Here is a 25465-nt window from a genome sequence, read left to right as displayed (position 1 = left end):
GCCTATTAATACTTATTGTTTATTTATTACGCTGGATAATGTAGTCCGCTAGCGCTTCCAGTGCCGAGGTATCGAGCGACTGTTCAGCCAGTTGTTTCAGCGACTGGCGAGCATCGTCGATAAGATCTCTGGCTTTCTTCCGGGCTTGCTCAAGTCCCAGAAGTGCAGGGTAAGTACTTTTGCCAAGCTGCTGGTCGGCACCCTGACGTTTACCCAACGTTGCAGTATCTCCCACCACATCCAGGATGTCATCCTGAACCTGGAAGGCAAGACCGATGCTCTCTGCATACTTGTCGAGTATTGGCAGGGCATGACGTCCTTTATCTCCGGCGCTTAACGCACCAAGACGAACGGCGGCACGAATTAACGCACCTGTTTTATGACGATGAATACGTTCAAGTGCGTCCAGAGGTACGTGTTTGCCTTCCGCGTCTAAATCTAACGCCTGGCCGCCACACATTCCGGCAATACCGCTGGCATTTGCCAGTTCTGAAATCATCGCGATTCTGTCACGGTCTGAAACTTCTGGCATATCCGCATCGCTTAAAATCGAGAATGCTAACGTTTGTAAAGCATCCCCGGCGAGGATGGCGTTCGCTTCGCCAAACTTCACATGACAGGTGGGTAAACCACGACGTAAATCGTCATCATCCATTGCCGGTAGATCATCATGAATTAATGAGTAAGCGTGGATACACTCTACGGCTGCTGCTGGTGCGTCCAAAGTATTCAGACTTACGCCGAGCATTTGACCAGTAGCATAAACCAGGAAAGGTCGCAGGCGCTTACCACCTAATAATGCGCCATACTGCATGGTTTCTACCACGGGAGTGTTCTGAAAGGGCAGTGGGGCGATAAAACGGCTCAGCGCCTGGTTGGCCTGCTTAACGCAGGCTTCGAGTTGCTGCGGAAAGTCCATTACTCATTGTCCGGTGTAAAAGGTGTTGGAGAGGCGTCTTCGTTGTCAGACAGCAGGATCTGTACGCGCTGTTCGGCTTGTTGTAATTTGGCCTGCCCCTGACGTGCAAGCTGCACGCCACGTTCGAACTCATTCAGTGCCTCTTCCAGCGGCAGGTCGCCACTTTCCAGACGGGTCACAATCTGTTCCAGCTCGCTTAGCGCCTTTTCAAAGCTGGCGGGCGCCTCATTTTTCTTCGGCATAATGAATGTCTGACTCTCAATATTTTACGCCCCGTCATGGTAACGGACTCAGGGCAAATAGCAAATAACGCGCAATGGTAAGGTGATATGCGCAGCAAAGCGATGTTAGTGGTATACTTCCGCGCCTGGATGCAGCCGCAGGTGTGGGCTGCTGTATTTTTCCCCAAACAAGTCGCTTAAGACTTGCCAAAGAACCATTGCCGCCATGAAGTTTATCATTAAATTGTTCCCGGAAATCACCATCAAGAGCCAATCTGTGCGCTTGCGCTTTATAAAAATCCTTACCGGGAATATTCGTAACGTTTTAAAGCACTATGATGAGACGCTCGCAGTTGTCCGTCACTGGGATAACATCGAAGTTCGCGCGAAAGATGAAAACCAGCGTCTGGCAATTCGCGACGCTTTGACCCGCATTCCGGGTATCCACCATATTCTCGAAGTCGAAGACGTGCCGTTTACCGACATGCACGATATTTTCGAGAAAGCGTTGGTTCAGTACCGTGACCAACTGGAAGGTAAGACCTTCTGTGTACGCGTGAAGCGTCGCGGTAAGCACGATTTTAGCTCGATTGATGTGGAACGTTACGTCGGCGGTGGCTTGAATCAACATATTGAATCCGCTCGCGTGAAGCTGACTAACCCGGATGTGACTGTCCATCTGGAAGTGGAAGACGATCGTCTGCTGCTGATCAAAGGCCGCTACGAAGGTATTGGTGGTTTCCCGATAGGCACCCAGGAAGATGTGCTGTCGCTGATCTCTGGTGGTTTCGACTCTGGCGTTTCCAGTTATATGCTGATGCGCCGCGGTTGCCGTGTGCATTACTGCTTCTTTAACCTCGGCGGCGCGGCACACGAAATTGGTGTTCGTCAGGTGGCACATTATCTGTGGAATCGCTTTGGCAGCTCTCACCGCGTGCGTTTTGTCGCCATTAACTTCGAACCGGTAGTCGGTGAAATTCTTGAGAAAATCGACGACGGTCAGATGGGCGTCATTCTCAAACGTATGATGGTGCGTGCCGCATCTAAAGTGGCTGAGCGTTACGGCGTACAGGCGCTGGTGACCGGCGAGGCGTTGGGCCAGGTGTCCAGTCAGACGCTGACCAACCTGCGTCTGATTGATAACGTTTCTGACACGCTAATCCTGCGTCCGCTGATCTCTTACGACAAAGAGCACATCATTAACCTTGCTCGTCAGATTGGCACTGAAGACTTTGCCCGCACGATGCCGGAATATTGCGGCGTGATCTCCAAAAGCCCGACGGTGAAAGCGGTTAAGTCGAAGATTGAAGCGGAAGAAGAGAAGTTCGACTTCAGCATTCTCGACAAAGTGGTTGAGGAAGCGAATAACGTTGATATTCGCGAAATCGCCCAGCAGACCGAGCAGGAAGTGGTGGAAGTGGAAACCGTCAATGGCTTCGGCCCGAATGACGTGATCCTCGATATTCGCTCTATCGATGAACAGGAAGATAAACCGCTGAAAGTCGAAGGGATCGATGTAGTTTCCCTGCCGTTCTACAAATTGAGCACTAAATTTGGCGATCTCGACCAGAGCAAAACCTGGCTGTTGTGGTGTGAGCGCGGGGTGATGAGCCGCTTGCAGGCGCTCTATCTGCGCGAGCAGGGCTTTAAGAATGTGAAAGTGTATCGCCCGTAATTATGGGTATTTACGTCGCATCTGGCCAGATGCGACGCTTACCGCATCGACATTACTCGTAATAATTATAAATCCCTGCCGCCATCACCAGTTGTGATGCGACTTCATGGGCTTTCTCGCGCCCAACCAGCAGGTCGATAATTTTCAGACCAAAATCAATAGCCGTGCCTGGCCCCTGGCTGGTCAGCAATTTTACGCGTGCGTCCCAGACGACGCGCTTGTCTTGCCATTGTTCTGCGGGAATTTTATCTTTCAGCGTCGGGAAGCCGGTCATATTGCCAATCGGGAAGATGTCGTGCGGCACCAACACCGTGGCTGGCACAGCACAAATCGCCGCAACGATACGCCCGGAACGGTGGAACTGTTTAACCGTTTCGACCAGTAGGGTGCTGTCACGAAAACACTCTGCACCTTTGATCCCACCAGGCAGTACAATCACGTCATATTCGCCATCGGCCACTTCGACCAGCGGCGCATCCGCCAGCAGCTTCACGCCGCGCGAGCAGGTAATTGCCAGGTTGCCATCGCTGGCGACGCTGGCAGTAGTGACATTAATGCCACCGCGAACCAACAGGTCGATAGTGGTGACCGCTTCAGTCTCTTCACTACCAGGGGCGAGGCAAACCAGTGCCGATGCGCTCATATTCACTCTCCTTTCTTTTTACCATTTCAAACAGGCGGGTGTTTTCCGGTACAGCAATCCCATGCGCGCGGGCACGACGTAGCAGAAAACCGTTGATATAGTCGATTTCTGTATGGCGCAACGCGCGAATATCCTGCAGCATTGACGAGATGTTTTCTGCCGTAGCATCAATCACCTGCATCACATAATCACGCAGATCTTCCGCAGAAGTATGATGCCCTTCGCGTTCAATCACCGCCGCAACTTCTTCGCATATCTGCATAATTTCTTGCGGATGATGACGTAATTCGCCATTCGGGCAATTCCAGATGGCAGTCAGCGGATTAATCACACAGTTAACCGCCAGTTTTCGCCACAGCTCGGCGCGAATATTGTTATGCCAGGCGACGTCAGGTAAAACGGTTTGCAAAATATCTGCCAGATAGCTGTAATCACCATCCTGTTGACGCGCCGGGCCTATATGAGTAATACCGCTTGCCACGTGAATGATGACGTTGCCGTCGCGGCGCGCTGCATGGGTGGTCGTGCCCATCAGTAAAGGTTGCTCAATGTTCTGTAACTCTTCAATGGTGCCCATGCCGTTGTGGATCAGCAAAATTGGCGTGGTTACAGGTAGTGTTGATGCCAGACTTTTGACGGCATCAGACACCTGCCAGGCTTTCAACGTCACCAGTAACAGATCGCTGGTGGCCAGAAAATCTGGATCATTGGCGGTCAGAGATTCGTTAAATATCGAACCGTCTGTTTCAACCAGATTCACGCTACAGTACGGTTGTGGCACCCGCAGCCAGCCCTGAACTTCGTGGCCCTGTTTGCAAAGTGCTGTAAGCCATAATTGCCCTAAGGCACCGCATCCCAATACGGTAATTTTCATTGTTCCTCCTCACCCGCAACCACACCGGGTGTTCAATAAGGCTATCCCTTAATTGTGCATGGTGTTGTGACCATGCACAATTAAGGGATGCGTCCTGGCGCAGGACTGTCTGTTATTTAACTTTGCAGGTATTATGCTTCGCATCAAAAATGAAGGGAGAGAAAAAGATGCCATCTTTCGATATTGTCTCTGAAGTTGATCTTCAGGAAGCGCGTAACGCGGTCGATAACGCGAGTCGCGAAGTAGAGTCTCGTTTTGACTTCCGTAACGTTGAAGCGTCGTTTGAGCTGAACGACGCCAGCAAAACCATTAAAGTGTTGAGCGAGTCCGATTTCCAGGTCAATCAGTTGCTGGACATTCTGCGTGCCAAATTGCTGAAACGCGGCATTGAAGGCAGCTCGCTGGATGTACCGGAAAATATCGTTCATAGCGGTAAAACCTGGTTTGTGGAAGCGAAACTGAAGCAGGGCATTGAAAGCGCGACCCAGAAGAAAATCGTCAAGATGATCAAAGACAGCAAACTGAAAGTGCAGGCGCAAATTCAGGGTGATGAGATCCGCGTAACGGGTAAATCTCGTGACGATTTGCAGGCAGTGATGGCGATGGTGCGTGGTGGCGATCTCGGCCAGCCATTCCAGTTCAAAAATTTCCGCGATTAATCGCGATAACATACGCTTTGTTCATGCCGGCTGCGGCGTGAATGCCTTTTCTGGCCTACAAAAGTTTGTGAATTCAAAAGATTGCTGCAACTTTGTAGGCCAGATAAGCATAGCGCATCAGGCAATTTCGCCTCGTTTTTATGCCTGACGAATTGCCTGTTCAACCTCAAAGCGATTCGTCACTTTGCTGTCGATTTTCACGTAAGCTGAATGTTCTTCTTCTGCAATCAACACTTCTTTGACGCCTGCAGTTTCCTGTAAACGCACTTTTAACGCCTCGTTTGCGGCAATATCCGCCGGGATTTCAATGCGCAAACTGCTGACATACGGCGGTTCTTTCATGGTACTGGCGACTGCCAGCCACACTGCTGCCAGCATTGCGCCCGCGAGAAATACGCCCTGGCCGTCAAACATGCCGTCAATCCAGCCGCCGAGCGAACCGCCAATCGCCACGCCAAGAAACTGGCTGGTGGAGTAAACGCCCATCGCCGTACCTTTGTAACCTGCTGGCGACTCTTTACTGATAAGCGAGGGCAGGAGGGCTTCCATCAGGTTAAACGCCACAAAGAAAAGCTGCACGCCGACCACCAGTTGCCAGAACTGCGTTTGCGCGTTCCACAGCACGATTTCCGCAACCACGATCAGCCCGACGCAGAAGACAAAGACTTGCTTCATCTTACGCTTAACTTCAGCGTAGATAATGAAAGGCACGACAGAGCCAAAGGCGATTAACATCGTTGCCAGATAGACTTTCCAATGTTCCGCTGCCGGAAAACCCGCGCCAGCAAGTTGCCCAGGAAGAGCGACAAACGTCGACATCAGTAGCATGTGCAGACACATAATGCCAAAGTTGAGTTTCAGTAGTCGCGGTTCTGCCAGCACTTTGCTGAAACTGCCTTTCACCATCCCGGACTCACGATTAAGTACGTGCGTGCTGCTGTTGGGTACAACCCAAATGGTCAACGCAATGCCGGTCGTTGCCAGAATAGCGATCATCCAGAACAGCGCATGTAGCCCAAGTTTGTGAGTGATAATTGGGCCAAGCACCATCGCAATGGCGAAGGTAATGCCAAAGCTAACGCCGATAAACGCCATCGCTTTGGTACGGTTTTGTTCGCGGGTGAGATCGGACAGCAACGCCATAACGGCAGCGGCAATTGCACCGGAACCTTGTAACGCCCGGCCCAGAATAATTCCCCAGATGGAGTCAGAGAGCGCGGCGATAACGCTACCGGCGACAAATACGGCTAACCCGCCGACAATTAATGGCTTGCGACCAATGCGGTCAGAAAGCAGGCCAAACGGAATCTGAAAAACGGCCTGAGTCAGACCGTAAATGCCAATCGCAATACCGATCAACGCTTCGCTGGCTCCTTGCAGAGCCATACCATACGTGGTCAGAACCGGCAGAACCATAAACATGCCCAGCATGCGCAATGAAAATACGATCCCTAAACCCCAGGTCGCGCGCCGCTCACCTGGCGTCATTTTATAATCGTTCATTACCACCTCTATTTTAAATTCGCGACTAGTGTAAAGCGGTAAACGAATGGGGTAAACAAGCGGATTTTTTAGTAAATATTTCGTGGGGGATATGTTTCTAATGCTAAGAAAAAAGGTGCCGTAGCACCTTTTTTAACAGGGATGTTGCGTTACCAGACGGCAGCCAGCAGCGTATGCGAGTCCGGCACCATAAAATCAATGGACATCATTACCGAGAGAGCAGTGATGGCGATGATCGAGAAGCCGAACAGTTTACGCGCCCAGACTCTGTCATCAGCGACTTTATAACCGCGCAGGGCCATACCTAACCACCAGACGCTAACTGCCGCGGCGACCACCAGATATTTATACCCTGCGTAACCGCCGAGAGAGAGCATCAGTGTGGCAACGGCAAAGGCGATGATGTACAGCGTGATGTGATTCTTCGCCACGGAAATGCCTTTCACTACCGGCAGTACCGGAATGTTTGCCGCCTGATAATCTTTAAAGCGGAAAATGGCGATAGCATAAGAGTGAGGCATTTGCCACAGGCTGAAGATAGCCAGCAGAATCGCTGCGCCACTATCGAAATCACCGGTCACTGCACAATAGCCAATCACCGGCGGCGCAGCGCCGGAGAGAGAACCAATCAACGTGCCGTAGACCGAGTGGCGTTTCATGTACAGGCTATAAACGCCGACATAAACCACAAAGCCCATTACCCCCAGCCAGCAGGCCAGCGGATTCGCGCCAAACCACAGCAGCATAAAGCCAGCAATACCCAGCACGGTGGCGTACACCAGCGAGACAGCAGGAGAGATCAGGCCTTTAACCAGCACCCGGTTCTTCGTCCTTTCCATCTTTCTGTCGATATCCCTGTCGATGTAGTTGTTAAACACACAACCCGACGCCACAACCAGTGACACCCCAACCAACGTGTAGATAAACAGGGGATAATCAATGCTGCCCTTTGAGGCCAGCAGGAATCCCCCAATCACCGAGATCAGGTTGCCAAAGATGATGCCTGGTTTCGTTACTTGCAGGTATTGCTTAAACATCATAACCGCCGCTCTTAGTGCATCATCATGTTGTAGTTGAGGTTCCACATAATCCAGATGGAGCCTACAACCAGAATAGCGATGATTAGCACGGTGAAGACAAACGCCGTCATGTTCCAGCCTTCATCTGATTTGGTATTCATGTGCAGGAAGCACACCAGATGCACCAGAACCTGTACCACTGCCATTGCCAGGATCGTTCCCAGAATTACGGCCGGGGAGGCAGTTCCTGTCATTACCATCCAGAACGGGATCACCGTCAGGATTATCGACAGGATAAAGCCTGTCATGTAGGTTTTTACGCTGCCATGGGACGCGCCGCCGCTCACGTTAGAATGACTCATTACATCGCCCCCATCAGATAAACAACAGTGAACACACAGATCCACACCACATCGAGGAAGTGCCAGAACAGACTCAGACACATGATGCGGGTACGGTTAGTGCTGGTCAGGCCGCGACGCGCGATTTGCACCATCAGCACCGCCATCCAGATAAGACCGGAAGTGACGTGCAGACCGTGCGTACCCACTAGCGCAAAGAACGCTGATAGGAAGCCGCTGCGATCCGGGCCCATGTCGTTAACAATCAGGTGATGGAATTCATAGAGTTCCATCCCGATAAATCCAGCACCAAACAACCAGGTCAACGCCAGCCAGGAGATAACCTGGCTTTTGTTGTTTTTGTACATGGCGATAGCCGCCATGCCGTAGGTGATGGAGCTGAACAACAGCAAGAAAGTTTCAACCAGAACGAACGGCAGTTCGAAAATGTCCTTACCTGTCGGGCCGCCTGCGGTGCCGTTCACCAGAACGGCATAGGTAGCAAACAAGATAGAAAACAGAATGCAGTCGCTCATCAGGTAGATCCAAAATCCGAAGATTTTGGTTCCGCCTGCATCGTGGTGCCCGTGTTCGTGCGCGTGGGCAGTCGCGTGCGTCAAAGTATCAGTTGCCATTTTTCAGCCCTGCCTTAGTAATCTCATCGAAATGCTGATTTTCCAGTTTTTCGATTTCTGCCACCGGCACGTAGTAATCCACGTCCTCGTCGAAGCTTTTCACGATCCAGGTGATGATCATGCCTGCGAAGCCAACAATCGCCAGCCACCAGATATGCCAGATCATGGCGAAACCGAAGATGGTGGAGAAAGCAGCGATGACGATACCGGCGCCGCTGTTTTTCGGCATATGAATTTCTTCATAGTGGTCAGGCTTTTTGTACGCTTCGCCTTTCTCTTTCATTTCCCAGAATGCATCACGCTCGTGAACGTGCGGCACAACGGCAAAGTTATAGAACGGAGGCGGGGAAGAGGTTGCCCACTCCAGCGTGCGGCCACCCCACGGGTCGCCAGTCAGATCACGGTTCTGATCGCGGTCGCGAATAGAGACGTACATCTGAATCACGAGGCAGAGAATACCCAGCGCAATCAGTACCGCACCGCTGGCTGCAATCATCAGCATCGTGTGGAACTGCGGGTCAATCTGCTGGCTCAAACGACGGGTCATGCCCATGAAGCCCAGCGCGTACAGCGGCATAAAGGCAACGAAGAAGCCGATAATCCAGAACCAGAACGCGCGTTTACCCCAGGTCTCGTTCAGTTTGAAACCGAACGCTTTAGGCCACCAGTAGGTCATCCCTGCGAAGCAGCCGAAGACCACGCCGCCGATGATAACGTTATGGAAGTGTGCAATCAGGAACAGGCTGTTATGCAGAACGAAGTCTGCGCCCGGTACTGCCAGCAGCACGCCAGTCATACCGCCCACCGAGAAGGTGACGATAAAACCGATGGTCCACAGCATCGCAGAATGGAACACGATGCGACCCTGATACATGGTGAACAGCCAGTTGAAGATCTTCACCCCGGTCGGGATGGCGATAATCATCGTGGTGATACCGAAGAAGGCATTTACGTTCGCGCCCGCACCCATCGTAAAGAAGTGGTGCAGCCAGACGATGAACGACAGCACGGTAATACAGACAGTCGCCCATACCAGCGAGGTATAACCAAACAGACGTTTACGCGAGAAGGTCGCTGCAATTTCGGAGAACACACCGAAAACAGGCAGGATCAGGATGTAAACTTCCGGGTGTCCCCATGCCCAAATCAGGTTGATGTACATCATCATGTTGCCACCCATATCGTTGGTAAAGAAATGGGTGCCCAGATAGCGATCCAGGGTTAGCAACGCGACGGTAACCGTCAGAATTGGGAAGGAGGCGATAATCAGAATGTTTGCGCACAGTGATGCCCAGGTAAATACCGGCATCTTGAACATGGTCATGCCCGGTGCACGCATCTTCAGAATGGTAACGAAGAAGTTAATACCGGTTAGCGTCGTACCTATACCGGATAGCTGGAGACTCCATATCCAGTAATCGACACCGACTCCCGGACTGTACTCTATTCCCGATAGCGGTGGATAGGCCAGCCAGCCAGTCTGCGCGAATTCGCCCACGCCGAGAGAAACGTTAACCAGAATCACACCAACAACGGTAAACCAGAAGCTTAAGTTGTTGAGGAACGGGAACGCAACGTCACGCGCGCCAATTTGCAGCGGAACCACCAGGTTCATCAGACCGATAACGAAAGGCATCGCCACGAAGAAGATCATAATCACACCGTGAGCGGTGAAAACTTGATCATAGTGGTGTGGCGGCAGGAAGCCTGCTTCGCCAGCCGAGGCCAGTGCCTGTTGACTACGCATCATAATGGCATCTGCAAAACCACGCAGCAGCATCACAATCGCTACGATGATATACATGATACCAAGGCGTTTATGGTCGACAGAGGTCAGCCACTCTTTCCACAGGTAGGTCCACTTACCGAAGTAAGTGATCAGGCCAACGAGCGCCAGACCTCCCAAAATAATGCCAGCGATCGTAACCATGATGATAGGTTCATGGAACGGGACTGCATCAAGTGTTAATTTTCCGAACATCTTTATTCTTCCTCAACCCCTTTAATGGGCGGATTCCGCGTGGCTCATGTCCATGCCTTCCATACCTTCGTGTGCGCTGTGCTCACCTTCGGGCTGAGTCATGTCCATGCTCTTACCGTGAGCCATAAACTTGTTAATCACATCGGAAAACAAGTCGGGTTTCACGTTGGAGAAATATTCCACCTGGTTGTATTCGCTAGGCGCAGCCAGTTTTTCGAAGGTGGCCATGTCAGACATGGTTTTCGTCGACTGTTTTGCTTTTGCGACCCATTGGTCGAATGCGGCACGATCCGGTGTGGCGATAGCGTTGAACTTCATGCCGGAGAAGCCCTGACCGCTATAGCTGGCGGAAATACCGTCATAAGTACCGGGTTCGTTGGCGATCAGATGCAAGCGAGTCTGCATACCGGCCATGGCATAAATCTGGCTACCCAGACGCGGAATAAAGAAGGAGTTCATCACGGAGTTGGAGGTCACTTTGAAGTACACCGGAGTGTTCGCCGGGAAAGCGATTTCATTCACGGTAGCAATGCCCTGTTCCGGGTAGATGAAGAACCATTTCCAGTCCATGGAAACCACTTCGATGGTAATGGGCTTCTCGTCGTGTGCCAGCGGCTTGCTAGGCTCAAGAGCGTGAGTGGTTTTCCAGGTCAATACCGCAAGGAAGATGATGATTAAGATTGGCACCGTCCAGACCACAGCTTCCACTTTATTGGAGTGTGACCAGTTCGGGCTGTACTTAGCATCTTTATTGCTCGCACGGTACTTCCAGGCGAAACCGACAGCCATCAAGATTGCGGGAATAACGACAATCAACATCAGGCCAAATGCCGTCAGTATCAGCGAACGTTGCTCCAGACCAATCTGTCCTTTGGGATCTAACAGCGCAGAATTACAGCCACTGAGCAATACAGAGCCTGCAAATAATGACAACCATCCCAAACTTTTATTGTATTTCCTGAGTCTCATTTAACGACCTCAATTCCACGGGATCTGGTGGCGTTTAAAGTGTGTGGGCATTTTACGGGAAGGTTACATTACTGTAAACATGATTAAATTACTGTTACTTGAGTTTGGCTTGCAGGTCACATATGTTGCAAAACATATCGGATTGATTTTAAGAAGCTGTTGCAAAAGGGCGTTATAACGAAAGGGGACTGAAGGAGGGGGTGGGGATGGCAATTGGTATAACCAATCTCAAAATAAAACAATTATTTAACAAATAATTATCATTAAGGTGACAAAACGGGCGTGGGGAAATAAAGAGTCATTAGCTGAATCGTGTAAAAAATAAAATATATAGATGGGGTCAATAATTTCCGAAAGCTAAGCCGCACAAAAGAACAAATATTATTAAGCGCTGCTGATGTTTATTTAGCCGTAATAATTACGCCGGGTGATTACTACAGCTAAATAATATTCACTGATTACGTCAAATGCGTTTTTCGTAGTGCCAGATAGTCCAATAAACCACCAAGTATGACACCACCCAGAGCGACTAAAACGCCGATTTCCAGCAGTGCAGGCAGGAAAGAGAAGTGAGTCAAATCCAGCGCATTCATCGTTAACAGCAGTAACCACATGGCCAACAGACTGACGCCTGCTGCCAGTGTCCACATGGCAAAGGTATAACCAGATGGATACTCGGTACGTGGGATAAAGTTGTCGTTGACCCGCGTGTACTCCAGCGTCTGGCGGCAAACCAGCAGCAAAATAAGTCCAGGTACAGCGGCCGCAACAGAGAACAGATAGAATGTCGACCAGCCGTGAGCTTCAACAAACCAGCCCGCTACGGGGCCTACATAAACCCGTCCTACAGCAGAAAGCGCTGAGAGCAGGGCGAACTGAGTAGCGGAAAATGACTTATTACACAGGGTCATTAACAGCGCCACAAATGCCGATGTGCCCATCCCGCCACACAGGTTTTCGAAAAAGACTGCCGCGCCCATGCTGTAGAGATGCTTATCAGTCACAGAAAGCAGCCAGTAACCGGCGTTGGACGCACCTTGTAAAAGGCCGAAAATCAGCAGCGCACGGAACAGTGAAAGACGCTGCATCAAAATACCGCCGTACAATGCGCCGACGATGGTCGCCAGCAAGCCGAGCGTTTTGTTAACCACGCCCACTTCGCCGGCATCAAATCCGACACCGCGAATCAAAAAGGTGGTTGTCAGGCTCATGGCGAAAGCATCGCCCAGCTTATACAGCACAATTAAAAGCAGAATTAACCATGCGTTATTGCGACCAAAGAAATCACGTAGTGGCGCAACAACAGCTTGCTCCAGCGTTTTGGGTACAGGAATGGTGTCGGTTGGTTCTGGCGCAAGCAAAGTCGCAATGATGCACGGGATTAACAGAGCTGCCATTAGCCAGTACATGCCTTGCCAGCCCAACCATTTATCCGCCAGCCATAAGGCTAAACCGCCGGAAACCAGCATCCCTAAACGGTAACCCAGCACGCTGATTGCCGCACCTGCGCCGCGTTCTTCCGCGGGAAGCACATCCGTTTTCCACGCATCAAAGACGATATCCTGGGAGGCCGAGCAAAAAGCGATAACGACTGCCAGTGCCGCCATCCAGCGAAGTTGCGTACCAGGTTCGAGAAAACCCATCGCCGCAATCGCCAGCAACAATAACGCTTGCGTGGCGAGCAGCCAGCCGCGCCGTCGCCCGAGAAACGGCGGAGTATAGCGGTCCATCAGCGGCGACCAGAGAAATTTAAATACGTAAGCCTGACCCACCAACGAGAAGAAACCAATGGTTTTAAGATCGATATTCTCGACTGTCATCCACGCCTGTAACGTGCCGGATGTCAGGGCGAGCGGCAGCCCGGAAGCAAAACCCAGAATCAACAAAATAGCTGAACGAGGCTGTTGGAAAATACGTAAATATTGACTGGACATGGGCGTCTACAGGCCCGACTTGCACCGGGCCAGAGGGCAGAAATTAACGTGCGTTCTGCTTAATGAATTCGTGGATGCTGGTGTCCTGAGACATGTCAGCGATGGTGTCGGTCAGCACGCTGTTAACCGCGTCAGCGATGTTTTTGTTAGAGGCCTGAAAAGCGCCCTCAACGTTGTAGCTGGCACGATAGTTTTTGGTCATTTTGTTGCCATTCTGCGCGGTGGCGATGATGGCGATATCCGCTTTGGTAGCAATGTTGTAGCGCACATTGCCCTGGGACACGTCGGCATACAACTGGCTAACGATGATTTGCAGATTAACCGGGCCATTCGGGCCAACCATATAACCGCGAGCGGTCATTTGTTTTTCCAGCACTTCTTGCAGCAGGAAACGCAGATCGCGGGACGCGGTCAGGGTAACAATTTGGTTGTCACGGGTGACTTTTGCTAACGCCTGATCGGTACGCTGATCGGCACCATTAATGCTAACGGTGACGCCCATCAGACTTGGATCTTGCTGTGGCAGTGTCATCGTCGGAGAAACTTCAATGGTTGTTGGCGGTTTCGCGCATCCTGCAAGCATAAACAGAGCAACTAACGGGAAGAGGATTTTTTTGAACATGTTCTGGCTCTCAGAGACTTTTAAGCGTGTTTGGTAAAGATTCCCGCCATCATAACATCGCCAACGACGAGGGGAAGTGGGTAAGACATGTAAATTCATTATGTTGACGAAATAATCGCCTTAGGTAAAAGAAACACCGATGTGAAGCCGGTGAATCAATCTTTAAATCAGTAAACTTCATACGCTTGACAGAAAAAACAGGATGAAAGCTAATTATTTGTTGTTAAGCTGTAATGGAAACGGTTAAAGCGGCTAGTATTTAAAGGGATGGGTGACATCTCAGCGTTGTCGGAGGAGATATTTCATGATGATACGTGAGCGGATAGAAGAAAAATTAAGGACTGCGTTCCAACCCGTATTCCTCGAAGTTGTGGATGAAAGCTATCGTCACAATGTCCCAGCCGGCTCTGAAAGCCATTTTAAAGTTGTGCTGGTCAGCGATCGTTTTATGGGTGAACGTTTTCTGAATCGTCATCGAATGATTTACAGTACTTTAGCGGAGGAACTCTCTACTACCGTTCATGCGCTGGCTCTGCATACTTATACCATTAAGGAGTGGGAAGGATTGCAGGATACCATCTTTGCTTCTCCTCCTTGTCGTGGAGCGGGAAGCATCGCCTAAAAACGCATTTGCAACAGTTAGCGTTTTTCCAGTATGTTGCTAAAGATTTTATGAAAAACGGCCTGCGGGCCGTTTTGTTTTGTCTGGATTTTGCGCTTTTTGCCCAGCATTCAGACGAAAATTGCCCGGGAATTGTGAAAAAATACGCGGCAGCGCGCAATAACCGTTCTCGACTCATAAAAGTGATGCCGCTATAATGCCGCGTCCTATTTGAATGCTTTCGGGATGATTCTGGTAACAGGGAATGTGATTGATTATAAGAACATCCCGGTTCCGCGAAGCCAACAACCTGTGCTTGCGGGGTAAGAGTTGACCGAGCACTGTGATTTTTTGAGGTAACAAGATGCAAGTTTCAGTTGAAACCACTCAAGGCCTTGGCCGCCGTGTAACGATTACTATCGCTGCTGACAGCATCGAGACCGCTGTTAAAAGCGAGCTGGTCAACGTTGCGAAAAAAGTACGTATTGACGGCTTCCGCAAAGGCAAAGTGCCAATGAATATCGTTGCTCAGCGTTATGGCGCGTCTGTACGCCAGGACGTTCTGGGTGACCTGATGAGCCGTAACTTCATTGACGCCATCATTAAAGAAAAAATCAATCCGGCTGGCGCACCGACCTACGTTCCGGGCGAATACAAGCCGGGTGAAGACTTCACCTACTCTGTAGAGTTTGAAGTTTATCCGGAAGTTGAACTGCAGGGTCTGGAAGCGATCGAAGTTGAAAAACCGATCGTGGAAGTGACCGACGCTGACGTTGACGGCATGCTGGATACTCTGCGTAAACAGCAGGCGACCTGGAAAGAAAAAGACGGCGCTGTTGAAGCTGAAGACCGCGTGACCATCGACTTCACCGGTTCTGTAGACGGCGAAGAGTTCGAAGGTGGAAAAGCGTCTGATTTCGTACTGGCGATGGGCCAGGGTCGTATGATCCCGGGCTTTGAAGACGGTATCAAAGGCCACAAAGCAGGCGAAGAGTTCACCATCGACGTGACCTTCCCGGAAGAATACCACGCAGAAAACCTGAAAGGTAAAGCAGCGAAATTCGCTATCAACCTGAAGAAAGTTGAAGAGCGTGAACTGCCGGAACTGACTGCTGAATTCATCAAACGTTTCGGCGTTGAAGATGGTTCCGTAGAAGGTCTGCGCGCTGAAGTGCGTAAAAACATGGAGCGCGAGCTGAAGAGCGCCATTCGTAACCGCGTTAAGTCTCAGGCGATCGAAGGTCTGGTAAAAGCTAACGACATCGACGTTCCGGCTGCGCTGATCGACAGCGAAATCGACGTTCTGCGTCGCCAGGCTGCACAGCGTTTCGGTGGCAACGAAAAACAAGCTCTGGAACTGCCGCGTGAACTGTTCGAAGAACAGGCTAAACGCCGCGTAGTTGTTGGCCTGCTGCTGGGCGAAGTTATTCGCGCTAACGAGCTGAAAGCTGACGAAGAGCGTGTTAAAGGCCTGATCGAAGAGATGGCTTCTGCGTACGAAGATCCGAAAGAAGTTATCGAGTTCTACAGCAAAAACAAAGAGCTGATGGACAACATGCGTAACGTGGCTCTGGAAGAACAGGCTGTTGAAGCCGTTCTGGCGAAAGCGAAAGTGACTGAAAAAGAAACCACTTTCAACGAGCTGATGAACCAGCAGGCGTAATTTGCGCAGCCTAACGCGCTAAATTCGCACAAAGGCCCGTCACCGCCAGGTGGTGGGCTTTTTTTTGTCATGAATTTTGCATGGAACCGTGCGAAAACCCTCTTTCGGTGTTAGCGTAACAACAAAAGATTGTTATGCTTGAAATAGGATGATGCCGTACCCATAACACAGGGACTAGCTGATAATCCGTCCATAAGGTTACAATCGGTACAGCAGGTTTTTTCAATTTTATCCAGGAGACGGAAATGTCATACAGCGGCGAACGAGATAACTTTGCACCCCATATGGCGCTGGTGCCGATGGTCATTGAACAGACCTCACGCGGTGAGCGCTCTTTTGATATCTATTCTCGTCTACTTAAGGAACGCGTTATTTTTCTGACTGGCCAGGTTGAAGACCATATGGCTAACCTGATTGTGGCGCAGATGCTGTTCCTGGAAGCAGAAAACCCGGAAAAAGATATCTATCTGTACATTAACTCCCCAGGTGGGGTGATCACTGCCGGGATGTCTATCTATGACACCATGCAGTTTATCAAGCCTGATGTCAGCACCATTTGTATGGGCCAGGCAGCCTCAATGGGGGCATTCCTGCTGACCGCAGGGGCAAAAGGTAAACGTTTCTGCCTGCCGAATTCGCGCGTGATGATTCACCAGCCGTTGGGCGGCTATCAGGGCCAGGCGACTGATATCGAAATTCATGCCCGTGAAATTCTGAAAGTTAAAGGGCGGATGAATGAACTTATGGCGCTTCATACGGGTCAATCATTAGAACAGATTGAACGTGACACTGAGCGCGATCGCTTCCTTTCCGCGCCTGAAGCGGTGGAATACGGTCTGGTCGATTCGATTCTGACCCATCGTAATTGATGCCAGAGGCGCAACTGTGCCGCTATACTTATTCAGGTTGGCACAACGCTGTAAGCGGCTTGCGCCTGAGAATGGCATTTGCGTCGTCGTGTGCGGCACAAAGAACAAAGAAGAGGTTTTGACCCATGACAGATAAACGCAAAGATGGCTCAGGCAAGTTGCTGTATTGCTCTTTTTGCGGCAAAAGCCAGCATGAAGTGCGTAAGCTGATTGCCGGTCCATCCGTGTATATCTGCGACGAATGTGTTGATTTATGTAACGACATCATTCGCGAAGAGATTAAAGAAGTAGCACCGCATCGTGAACGCAGTTCGCTACCGACGCCGCATGAAATTCGCAACCACCTGGACGATTACGTCATCGGTCAGGAACAGGCGAAAAAAGTGCTGGCGGTCGCGGTGTACAACCACTACAAACGTCTGCGCAACGGCGATACCAGCAATGGCGTCGAGTTGGGCAAAAGTAACATTCTGCTGATTGGTCCGACTGGCTCTGGTAAAACGTTGCTGGCGGAAACGTTGGCGCGTCTGCTGGACGTTCCGTTCACTATGGCTGATGCCACCACCCTGACCGAAGCGGGTTATGTGGGTGAAGATGTTGAAAACATCATTCAGAAGCTGTTGCAGAAGTGCGACTACGACGTACAGAAAGCGCAGCGCGGGATTGTCTACATCGATGAAATCGACAAGATTTCGCGTAAGTCTGACAACCCGTCCATTACCCGTGACGTTTCCGGTGAAGGCGTACAGCAGGCACTGTTGAAACTGATCGAAGGTACGGTTGCCGCCGTTCCACCGCAGGGCGGACGTAAGCATCCGCAGCAGGAATTCTTGCAGGTTGATACCTCCAAGATCCTGTTTATCTGTGGCGGTGCATTTGCCGGTCTGGATAAAGTGATTTCCCATCGTGTCGAAACTGGCTCCGGCATTGGTTTTGGTGCGACGGTAAAAGCGAAATCTGACAAAGCAAGCGAAGGTGAGTTGCTGGCGCAGGTTGAACCGGAAGATTTGATCAAATTTGGTCTGATCCCTGAGTTCATCGGTCGTCTGCCAGTTGTGGCAACGCTGAATGAACTGAGCGAAGAAGCTTTGATTCAGATCCTCAAAGAGCCGAAAAACGCCCTGACCAAGCAGTATCAGGCGTTGTTTAACCTTGAGGGCGTGGATCTGGAATTCCGTGACGAAGCGCTGGATGCTATCGCCAAGAAAGCGATGGCGCGTAAAACCGGTGCCCGTGGTCTGCGTTCCATCGTAGAAGCTGCGCTGCTTGATACCATGTATGATCTGCCTTCTATGGAAGATGTGGAAAAAGTGGTTATTGACGAGTCGGTTATTGAAGGGCAAAGCAAGCCACTGCTGATTTATGGCAAGCCGGAAGCGCAACAGGCGTCTGGTGAATAATTAACCATTCCCATACAATTAGTTAACCAAAAAGGGGGGATTTTATCTCCCCTTTCATTTTTCCTCTATTCCCGACGTTGAATGTGGGAGAAACATCCCCATATACTGACGTACATGTTAATAGATGGCGTGAAGCACAGTCATGTCATCTGATTACCTGGCGGACATTAAACTAAGAGAGAGCTCTATGAATCCTGAGCGTTCTGAACGCATTGAAATCCCCGTATTGCCGCTGCGCGATGTGGTGGTTTATCCGCACATGGTCATCCCCTTATTTGTCGGACGGGAAAAATCTATCCGTTGTCTGGAAGCGGCGATGGACCATGATAAAAAAATTATGCTGGTCGCGCAGAAAGAAGCTTCAACGGATGAGCCGGGTGTAAACGATCTTTTCACCGTCGGGACCGTGGCCTCTATATTGCAGATGCTGAAACTGCCTGACGGCACCGTCAAAGTGCTGGTCGAGGGGTTACAGCGCGCGCGTATTTCTGCGCTCTCTGACAATGGCGAACACTTTTCTGCGAAGGCGGAGTATCTGGAGTCCCCGACTATTGATGAGCGCGAACAGGAAGTGCTGGTGCGTACCGCAATCAGCCAGTTCGAAGGCTACATCAAGCTGAATAAGAAAATCCCACCAGAAGTGCTGACGTCGCTGAACAGCATCGACGATCCGGCGCGTCTGGCGGACACCATTGCCGCACATATGCCGCTAAAACTGGCTGACAAACAGTCCGTTCTTGAGATGTCCGACGTTAACGAACGTCTGGAATATCTGATGGCTATGATGGAGTCGGAAATCGATCTGCTGCAGGTTGAGAAACGTATTCGCAACCGCGTCAAAAAGCAGATGGAGAAATCCCAGCGTGAGTACTATCTGAACGAGCAAATGAAAGCTATTCAGAAAGAACTCGGTGAAATGGACGACGCGCCAGACGAAAATGAAGCGTTGAAGCGCAAAATCGACGCGGCGAAAATGCCAAAAGAGGCAAAAGAGAAAGCGGAAGCAGAATTGCAGAAGCTGAAAATGATGTCTCCAATGTCGGCAGAAGCGACCGTGGTGCGAGGTTATATCGACTGGATGGTGCAGGTGCCGTGGAATGCACGTAGCAAGGTCAAAAAAGACCTGCGTCAGGCGCAAGAAATCCTCGATACCGACCATTATGGTCTGGAACGTGTGAAAGATCGCATCCTTGAGTATCTCGCGGTTCAAAGCCGCGTAAATAAAATCAAGGGGCCGATCCTCTGCCTGGTTGGACCGCCGGGGGTAGGTAAAACTTCTCTGGGGCAGTCCATCGCTAAAGCTACCGGACGTAAATATGTCCGTATGGCGCTGGGCGGTGTGCGTGACGAAGCGGAAATCCGTGGTCACCGCCGTACTTACATCGGTTCTATGCCGGGTAAATTGATCCAGAAAATGGCGAAAGTGGGCGTGAAAAACCCGCTGTTCCTGCTCGATGAGATCGACAAAATGTCTTCTGACATGCGTGGCGATCCAGCTTCCGCACTGCTTGAAGTGCTGGATCCAGAGCAGAACGTGGCGTTCAGCGACCACTATCTGGAAGTGGATTACGACCTTAGCGACGTGATGTTTGTTGCGACGTCGAACTCCATGAATATTCCGGCGCCACTGCTGGATCGTATGGAAGTTATTCGTCTCTCTGGTTATACCGAAGATGAAAAACTGAACATCGCCAAACGTCACCTGCTGCCGAAGCAGATTGAACGTAATGCACTGAAAAAAGGTGAGCTGACCGTCGACGATAGCGCCATTATTGGCATTATTCGTTACTACACCCGTGAGGCGGGCGTGCGTGGTCTGGAGCGTGAAATCTCCAAACTATGCCGTAAAGCGGTTAAGCAGTTGTTGCTCGATAAGTCATTAAAACATATCGAAATTAACGGCGATAACCTGCATGACTACCTCGGTGTTCAGCGTTTCGACTATGGTCGCGCGGATAACGAAAACAGCGTTGGTCAGGTAACTGGTCTGGCGTGGACGGAAGTCGGCGGCGACTTGCTGACCATCGAGACAGCGTGTGTTCCAGGCAAAGGTAAACTCACTTACACTGGTTCGCTGGGCGAAGTGATGCAAGAGTCCATTCAGGCGGCGTTAACTGTGGTTCGCGCGCGTGCGGAAAAACTGGGGATCAATCCAGATTTTTACGAAAAACGCGACATCCACGTGCACGTACCGGAAGGTGCGACGCCGAAAGATGGTCCGAGCGCCGGTATTGCCATGTGCACCGCACTGGTTTCTTGCCTGACCGGTAACCCGGTTCGCGCTGATGTGGCGATGACTGGTGAGATTACTCTGCGTGGTCAGGTGTTGCCAATCGGCGGTTTGAAAGAAAAACTGCTGGCAGCGCACCGCGGCGGGATTAAAACAGTGTTAATTCCGTTTGAGAACAAACGCGATCTGGAAGAGATTCCGGACAACGTGATTGCCGATCTGGACATTCATCCTGTGAAGCGCATTGAGGAAGTTCTGACTCTGGCGCTGCAAAATGAACCGTCTGGAATGCAGGTTGTAACTGCAAAATAGTGACTTCGCGCAAATTGCACTAATAAAAAAAGGGCTGGTGGGTCAATTCGGGCTTGCCAGCCTTTTTTTGTCTCGTTAAGTTAGAGGGCGGATTAGGCTTGCCCTTATTAAGGGGTGTTGTAAGGGGATGGCTGGCCTGATATAACTGCTGCGCGTTCGCACCTTGAAGGATTCAAGTGCGGGATAAATTATAAAGAGGAAGAGAAGAGTGAATAAATCTCAATTGATTGACAAGATTGCTGCAGGGGCTGATATCTCTAAAGCTGCGGCTGGCCGTGCGTTAGATGCTATTATTGCTTCCGTAACTGAATCCCTGAAAGAAGGGGATGATGTAGCACTGGTTGGTTTTGGTACTTTTGCCGTTAAAGAGCGTGCTGCCCGTACTGGTCGCAACCCGCAGACCGGTAAAGAGATCACCATCGCTGCAGCTAAAGTACCGAGCTTCCGTGCAGGTAAAGCGCTGAAAGACGCGGTAAACTAAGTATTGTCCCCATTGGGGATGTGACGAAGTTCAAGGGCGCATCTACTGATGTGCCTTTTTTATTTGTATTCCGTGACTTTCTGCAAGTTGTGGGCTGACAATTGCCCCCGTTTCTTGTCACAATAGGCCTTTGCACGCAGCGATATGTTGCGTGAGGTATACAGTCACCTACAGCGGAGTGTTGTTACACCATGATGGACAGCTTACGCACGGCTGCAAACAGTCTCGTGCTCAAGATTATTTTCGGTATCATTATCGTGTCGTTCATATTGACCGGCGTGAGTGGTTACCTGATTGGCGGAGGCAATAACTACGCCGCAAAAGTGAATGACCTGGAAATCAGCCGCGGGCAGTTTGAGAACGCTTTCAACAGCGAGCGTAATCGGATGCAGCAACAGCTTGGCGATCAATACTCTGAGCTGGCTGCGAACGAAGGCTACATGAAAACCCTGCGTCAACAGGTGCTGAATCGTCTGATCGACGAGGCGCTGCTGGATCAGTACGCCCGCGAACTAAAACTGGGTGTCAGCGATGAGCAGGTTAAACAGGCTATTTTCGCAACCCCAGCCTTTCAGGTTGACGGCAAGTTTGATAACAGCCGCTATAACGGTATCCTCAACCAGATGGGGATGAGTGCCGATCAGTACGCACAGGCGCTGCGTAACCAGCTTATGACCCAACAACTGATTAACGGCGTTGCGGGCACTGACTTTATGCTAAAAGGTGAAACCGACGAGCTGGCAGCGCTGGTTGCTCAACAACGTGTAGTGCGTGAAGCGACTATCGACGTTAACGCTCTGGCGGCTAAGCAGGCAGTGACCGAACAGGAAATCGCCAGCTACTACGAGCAAAACAAAAACAGCTTCATGACTCCGGAACAATTCCGCGTGAGCTACATCAAACTGGATGCCGCAACGATGCAGCAACCGGTTAGTGATGCGGATATCCAGAGTTACTACGATCAGCATCAGGATCAATTCACCCAGCCGCAGCGTACCCGTTACAGCATCATCCAGACCAAAACTGAAGATGAAGCGAAAGCGGTACTTGATGAGCTGAACAAAGGTGGTGATTTTGCTGCGTTAGCAAAAGAAAAATCTGCCGATATTATCTCTGCCCGTAACGGCGGCGATATGGGTTGGTTAGAAGATGCCACTATCCCGGATGAACTGAAAAATGCTGGTCTGAAAGAAAAAGGCCAACTGTCCGGCGTCATCAAATCTTCTGTGGGTTTCTTGATCGTGCGTCTGGACGATATTCAGCCTGCGAAAGTGAAGTCGTTAGACGAAGTCCGTGACGACATCACGGCGAAAGTGAAACACGAAAAAGCCCTGGATGCGTACTACGCGCTGCAGCAGAAAGTGAGCGATGCGGCAAGCAACGACACCGAATCTCTGGCCGGTGCAGAGCAGGCCGCGGGTGTTAAAGCCACCCAGACTGGCTGGTTTAGTAAAGATAAACTGCCGGAAGAGTTAAACTTTAAGCCGGTTGCGGACGCTATCTTCAACGGCGGTCTGGTTGGTGAAAACGGTGCGCCGGGCATCAACTCTGACATCATCACCGTAGACGGCGATCGCGCATTCGTGCTGCGCATCAGCGAGCATAAACCAGAAGCGGTTAAACCATTGGCAGATGTTCAGGAACAGGTTAAAGCGCTGGTTCAGCACAACAAAGCTGAACAGCAGGCGAAAATCGATGCTGAAAAACTGCTGGTTGATCTGAAAGCGGGCAAGGGTGCGGAAGCTATGCAAGCTGCCGGTTTGAAATTTGGCGAGCCTAAAACCTTAAGTCGTTCCGGCCGTGACCCAATTAGCCAGGCCGCGTTTGCACTGCCTCTGCCAGCGAAAGACAAACCGAGCTACGGTATGGCGACCGATATGCAAGGTAATGTGGTTCTTCTGGCGCTGGACGAAGTGAAACAAGGCTCAATGCCGGAAGATCAGAAAAAAGCGATGGTGCAGGGTATCACCCAGAACAACGCACAAATCGTCTTTGAAGCGCTGATGAGTAACCTGCGTAAAGAGGCGAAAATCAAAATTGGCGACGCGCTGGAACAGCAATAATCCTGAAGCCGCTTCGCAAAAAAATGCTTTGTAGCTGTAACAAGAAAAGGTCGCTTTCGCGGCCTTTTCCATTTCTGAATATTGCCATTTGTTTACTGTTTTCACTGCCGTTAAGGTGATTCCACTGTTAACAAACAAGGAGAAAACAGTATGAAACACGGAATCAAAGCACTTCTCATTACTCTGTCTCTGGCTTGTGCCGGAATGTCTCATAGCGCGCTGGCGGCTGCCCCTACGGCGAAACCGGCAGCGGTAGAAACCAAAGCGGAGGCACCCGCAGCACAAAGCAAAGCGGCAATACCGGCGAAAGCCAGTGACGAAGAAGGCACCAGAGTCAGTATTAACAATGCCAGTGCGGAAGAGTTAGCCCGCGTTATGAATGGTGTTGGCCTGAAGAAAGCGCAGGCGATTGTCAGTTATCGGGAAGAGTACGGTCCGTTTAAAACGGTGGAAGATTTAAAACAGGTGCCGGGGATGGGCAATTCGCTGGTGGAACGTAACCTTGCGGTATTAAGTCTGTAATTAATTTGCATAGTGGCAATTTTTTGCCAGACTGAAGAGGTCATACCAGTTATGACCTCTGTGCTTATAACTGTTCTTATAACAACAACGTAAGGCTATTGCGCTATGCAAACACAAATCAAAGTTCGTGGATACCATCTCGATGTTTACCAGCACGTTAACAACGCTCGCTACCTTGAGTTTCTCGAAGAAGCCCGCTGGGATGGGCTGGAAAATAGCGACAGCTTTCAATGGATGACCGCCCATAACATCGCTTTTGTGGTAGTCAATATCAATATTAACTATCGCCGCCCGGCGGTGTTGAGCGACCTGCTGACCATTACCAGTCAGTTGCAGCAATTAAACGGTAAAAGCGGCATTTTAAGTCAACTAATCACCCTTGAGCCGGAAGGACAGGTGGTGGCGGATGCGCTCATCACCTTTGTTTGTATTGATCTCAAAACGCAGAAAGCATTAGCCCTGGAGGGGGAACTGCGCGAAAAGCTGGAGCAGATGGTTCAGTAAACGTTTTGTTGTGCCGGATGCGACGCGGGGTGCGTCTTATCCGGCCTCCAGGCGTGATACAATCGTAGATCGGATCAGGCGACACCCCGAATAATTACTTCAATCCGGTCTTCTGTTTCATCGCCGTCATCACCGCCGATTTATCGGCCAGATAATGATGCAACCCGTTGGCACGCAGATTACACGCAGCACAATGACAGCAACCGTCGCCTTTAATGCCGTTATAGCAGGTCAACGTTTCGTTACGGACTAAATCCAGCTTGCCGTAATAATCCGCCAGCGCCCAGGTTTCCGCTTTATCAATCCACATCAACGGTGTTTCAAAGCGAATATCTTTCGCCATGCCCAGACTGACGGCATGGTTCAGTGCTTTCACAAACTCATCGCGGCAATCCGGGTAACCGGAGAAATCCGTTTCGCAGACGCCGGTAATTACTGCTTCTGCTTTTACCTGATACGCATATATTGCCGCCAGCGTCAGGAACAAAATATTACGCCCTGGGACAAACGTATTCGGGATACCATCGGCTTCAGGTTCATAATCTGGCACTGGAATGCTGTCACGCGTCAGGCTGCTAACCGCCAGCTCGTTGAGCAGCGTCACATCCAGCACCTTATGCGCGCGTGCCCCTAGTTTTAGCGCCAGTTCGCGGGCCACGTCGATCTCTGCGCGATGGCGCTGGCCGTAATCAAATGTCACGCAATGGACTTCATCATATTGCTGCAATGCCTGTACCAGACAGGTGGTGGAATCCTGGCCTCCACTGAACACAACGACAGCACGTTTCATAAATCATCCTGCTAAATCGGTAAAAACCTTATGGT

Annotated in this window: 24 protein-coding genes; 11 read left to right on the top strand and 13 right to left on the bottom strand. The window is 50.7% G+C overall.

All coding sequences use genetic code 11. From position 1 onward, the window contains the following. Window positions 1–19 precede the first annotated feature (19 nt). Together ispA and xseB are read right to left on the bottom strand one after the other, a co-directional pair. On the bottom strand, window positions 20–919 hold the full coding sequence (gene ispA, locus ESM_RS0115410; RefSeq protein ID WP_000347244.1) for a (2E,6E)-farnesyl diphosphate synthase: 900 nt from the start codon (window positions 917–919) through the stop codon (window positions 20–22). Beyond that, window positions 919–1161, bottom strand: coding sequence for an exodeoxyribonuclease VII small subunit (xseB, locus tag ESM_RS0115405; RefSeq protein WP_001124936.1), 243 nt, complete (start codon window positions 1159–1161; stop codon window positions 919–921). Before xseB ends, ispA begins: the two co-directional genes overlap by 1 nt. Before the next feature lie 205 nt (window positions 1162–1366). Between xseB and thiI the strand changes: the two genes are divergently transcribed. Then, window positions 1367–2815: a tRNA uracil 4-sulfurtransferase ThiI gene (gene thiI / locus ESM_RS0115395; protein WP_000668664.1), complete on the top strand. Its 1449-nt coding sequence runs from the start codon at window positions 1367–1369 to the stop codon at window positions 2813–2815. Window positions 2816–2867: 52 nt separating this feature from the next. Here the strand turns inward: thiI and yajL are convergent, their stop codons facing one another. Continuing rightward, complete coding sequence (gene yajL, locus ESM_RS0115390) at window positions 2868–3458, bottom strand: protein deglycase YajL (protein WP_001276331.1); 591 nt, start codon at window positions 3456–3458, stop codon at window positions 2868–2870. Further along, the gene (panE, locus tag ESM_RS0115385; RefSeq protein ID WP_000705856.1) at window positions 3421–4332 is read right to left on the bottom strand and encodes a 2-dehydropantoate 2-reductase; all 912 of its coding nucleotides are present in this window, start codon (window positions 4330–4332) and stop codon (window positions 3421–3423) included. Before panE ends, yajL begins: the two co-directional genes overlap by 38 nt. A gap of 167 nt (window positions 4333–4499) precedes the next feature. On the opposite strand from panE, the gene yajQ reads away from it, so the two are divergent. Continuing rightward, window positions 4500–4991: a nucleotide binding protein YajQ gene (yajQ, locus tag ESM_RS0115380; RefSeq protein WP_001138904.1), complete on the top strand. Its 492-nt coding sequence runs from the start codon at window positions 4500–4502 to the stop codon at window positions 4989–4991. A gap of 138 nt (window positions 4992–5129) precedes the next feature. On the opposite strand, the gene ESM_RS0115375 is transcribed toward yajQ, so the two are convergent. The 8 genes from ESM_RS0115375 to ESM_RS0115340 form a co-directional block, all read right to left on the bottom strand. Next, on the bottom strand, window positions 5130–6494 hold the full coding sequence (locus ESM_RS0115375; RefSeq protein WP_001000941.1) for an MFS transporter: 1365 nt from the start codon (window positions 6492–6494) through the stop codon (window positions 5130–5132). Window positions 6495–6643: 149 nt separating this feature from the next. Next, window positions 6644–7534 (bottom strand): heme o synthase, encoded by an 891-nt coding sequence (cyoE, locus tag ESM_RS0115370; protein WP_000971348.1) that lies wholly within the window; start codon window positions 7532–7534, stop codon window positions 6644–6646. An 11-nt stretch (window positions 7535–7545) separates the two neighbouring features. Further along, window positions 7546–7875, bottom strand: a complete 330-nt coding sequence (locus tag ESM_RS0115365; RefSeq protein ID WP_000019804.1) for a cytochrome o ubiquinol oxidase subunit IV — start codon at window positions 7873–7875, stop codon at window positions 7546–7548. Further along, window positions 7875–8489 carry a cytochrome o ubiquinol oxidase subunit III gene (locus tag ESM_RS0115360; protein WP_000179822.1) on the bottom strand — a complete coding sequence of 205 codons (615 nt, stop codon included), beginning with the start codon at window positions 8487–8489 and terminating at the stop codon, window positions 7875–7877. Before ESM_RS0115360 ends, ESM_RS0115365 begins: the two co-directional genes overlap by 1 nt. Next, a complete protein-coding gene (gene cyoB / locus ESM_RS0115355; RefSeq protein WP_000467192.1) occupies window positions 8479–10470 on the bottom strand; it encodes a cytochrome o ubiquinol oxidase subunit I in 1992 nt (663 codons plus the stop codon). Before cyoB ends, ESM_RS0115360 begins: the two co-directional genes overlap by 11 nt. Window positions 10471–10491: 21 nt before the next feature. Further along, window positions 10492–11439, bottom strand: coding sequence for a cytochrome o ubiquinol oxidase subunit II (cyoA, locus tag ESM_RS0115350; protein ID WP_001239425.1), 948 nt, complete (start codon window positions 11437–11439; stop codon window positions 10492–10494). Window positions 11440–11897: 458 nt separating this feature from the next. Continuing rightward, complete coding sequence (gene ampG, locus ESM_RS0115345) at window positions 11898–13373, bottom strand: muropeptide MFS transporter AmpG (RefSeq protein WP_000098458.1); 1476 nt, start codon at window positions 13371–13373, stop codon at window positions 11898–11900. 43 nt (window positions 13374–13416) lie between these two features. Beyond that, window positions 13417–13995 carry a lipoprotein gene (locus ESM_RS0115340; RefSeq protein WP_000473501.1) on the bottom strand — a complete coding sequence of 193 codons (579 nt, stop codon included), beginning with the start codon at window positions 13993–13995 and terminating at the stop codon, window positions 13417–13419. A gap of 304 nt (window positions 13996–14299) precedes the next feature. Here ESM_RS0115340 and bolA point away from each other — a divergent pair, with 304 nt between their 5' ends. The 9 genes from bolA to fadM all read left to right on the top strand — a co-directional run bounded on the left by bolA (window position 14300) and on the right by fadM (window position 24640). Then, window positions 14300–14617: a transcriptional regulator BolA gene (bolA, locus tag ESM_RS0115335; RefSeq protein WP_000973458.1), complete on the top strand. Its 318-nt coding sequence runs from the start codon at window positions 14300–14302 to the stop codon at window positions 14615–14617. A gap of 343 nt (window positions 14618–14960) precedes the next feature. Further along, a complete protein-coding gene (gene tig, locus ESM_RS0115325; protein ID WP_001198397.1) occupies window positions 14961–16259 on the top strand; it encodes a trigger factor in 1299 nt (432 codons plus the stop codon). A 245-nt stretch (window positions 16260–16504) separates the two neighbouring features. Continuing rightward, on the top strand, window positions 16505–17128 hold the full coding sequence (gene clpP, locus ESM_RS0115320) for an ATP-dependent Clp endopeptidase proteolytic subunit ClpP (RefSeq protein WP_000122253.1): 624 nt from the start codon (window positions 16505–16507) through the stop codon (window positions 17126–17128). Window positions 17129–17253: 125 nt separating this feature from the next. Next, entirely contained in the window at window positions 17254–18528 is a 1275-nt protein-coding gene (gene clpX, locus ESM_RS0115315; RefSeq protein WP_000130317.1) for an ATP-dependent protease ATP-binding subunit ClpX, read from the top strand. Between the two features lie 187 nt (window positions 18529–18715). Further along, window positions 18716–21070 carry an endopeptidase La gene (gene lon, locus ESM_RS0115310; protein WP_010379099.1) on the top strand — a complete coding sequence of 785 codons (2355 nt, stop codon included), beginning with the start codon at window positions 18716–18718 and terminating at the stop codon, window positions 21068–21070. Between the two features lie 190 nt (window positions 21071–21260). After that, window positions 21261–21551 (top strand): nucleoid-associated protein HU-beta, encoded by a 291-nt coding sequence (gene hupB / locus ESM_RS0115305; RefSeq protein WP_254892905.1) that lies wholly within the window; start codon window positions 21261–21263, stop codon window positions 21549–21551. 191 nt (window positions 21552–21742) lie between these two features. After that, a complete protein-coding gene (ppiD, locus tag ESM_RS0115300; RefSeq protein ID WP_000969351.1) occupies window positions 21743–23614 on the top strand; it encodes a peptidylprolyl isomerase in 1872 nt (623 codons plus the stop codon). Window positions 23615–23764: 150 nt separating this feature from the next. Beyond that, window positions 23765–24136: a helix-hairpin-helix domain-containing protein gene (locus tag ESM_RS0115295; RefSeq protein WP_000680305.1), complete on the top strand. Its 372-nt coding sequence runs from the start codon at window positions 23765–23767 to the stop codon at window positions 24134–24136. A 105-nt stretch (window positions 24137–24241) separates the two neighbouring features. After that, complete coding sequence (fadM, locus tag ESM_RS0115290; protein WP_001194532.1) at window positions 24242–24640, top strand: long-chain acyl-CoA thioesterase FadM; 399 nt, start codon at window positions 24242–24244, stop codon at window positions 24638–24640. A 94-nt stretch (window positions 24641–24734) separates the two neighbouring features. Here fadM and queC read toward each other — a convergent pair whose 3' ends face one another. Beyond that, on the bottom strand, window positions 24735–25430 hold the full coding sequence (gene queC, locus ESM_RS0115285) for a 7-cyano-7-deazaguanine synthase QueC (RefSeq protein ID WP_000817221.1): 696 nt from the start codon (window positions 25428–25430) through the stop codon (window positions 24735–24737). Window positions 25431–25465: the final 35 nt, after the last annotated feature.

It is taken from the genome of Escherichia sp. TW09308, from assembly GCF_000208565.1.
Lineage (GTDB): Bacteria > Pseudomonadota > Gammaproteobacteria > Enterobacterales > Enterobacteriaceae > Escherichia > Escherichia marmotae.
Note: the sequence above shows the minus strand (reverse complement) of the source record. Positions and strands in the feature narration are given on the sequence as shown.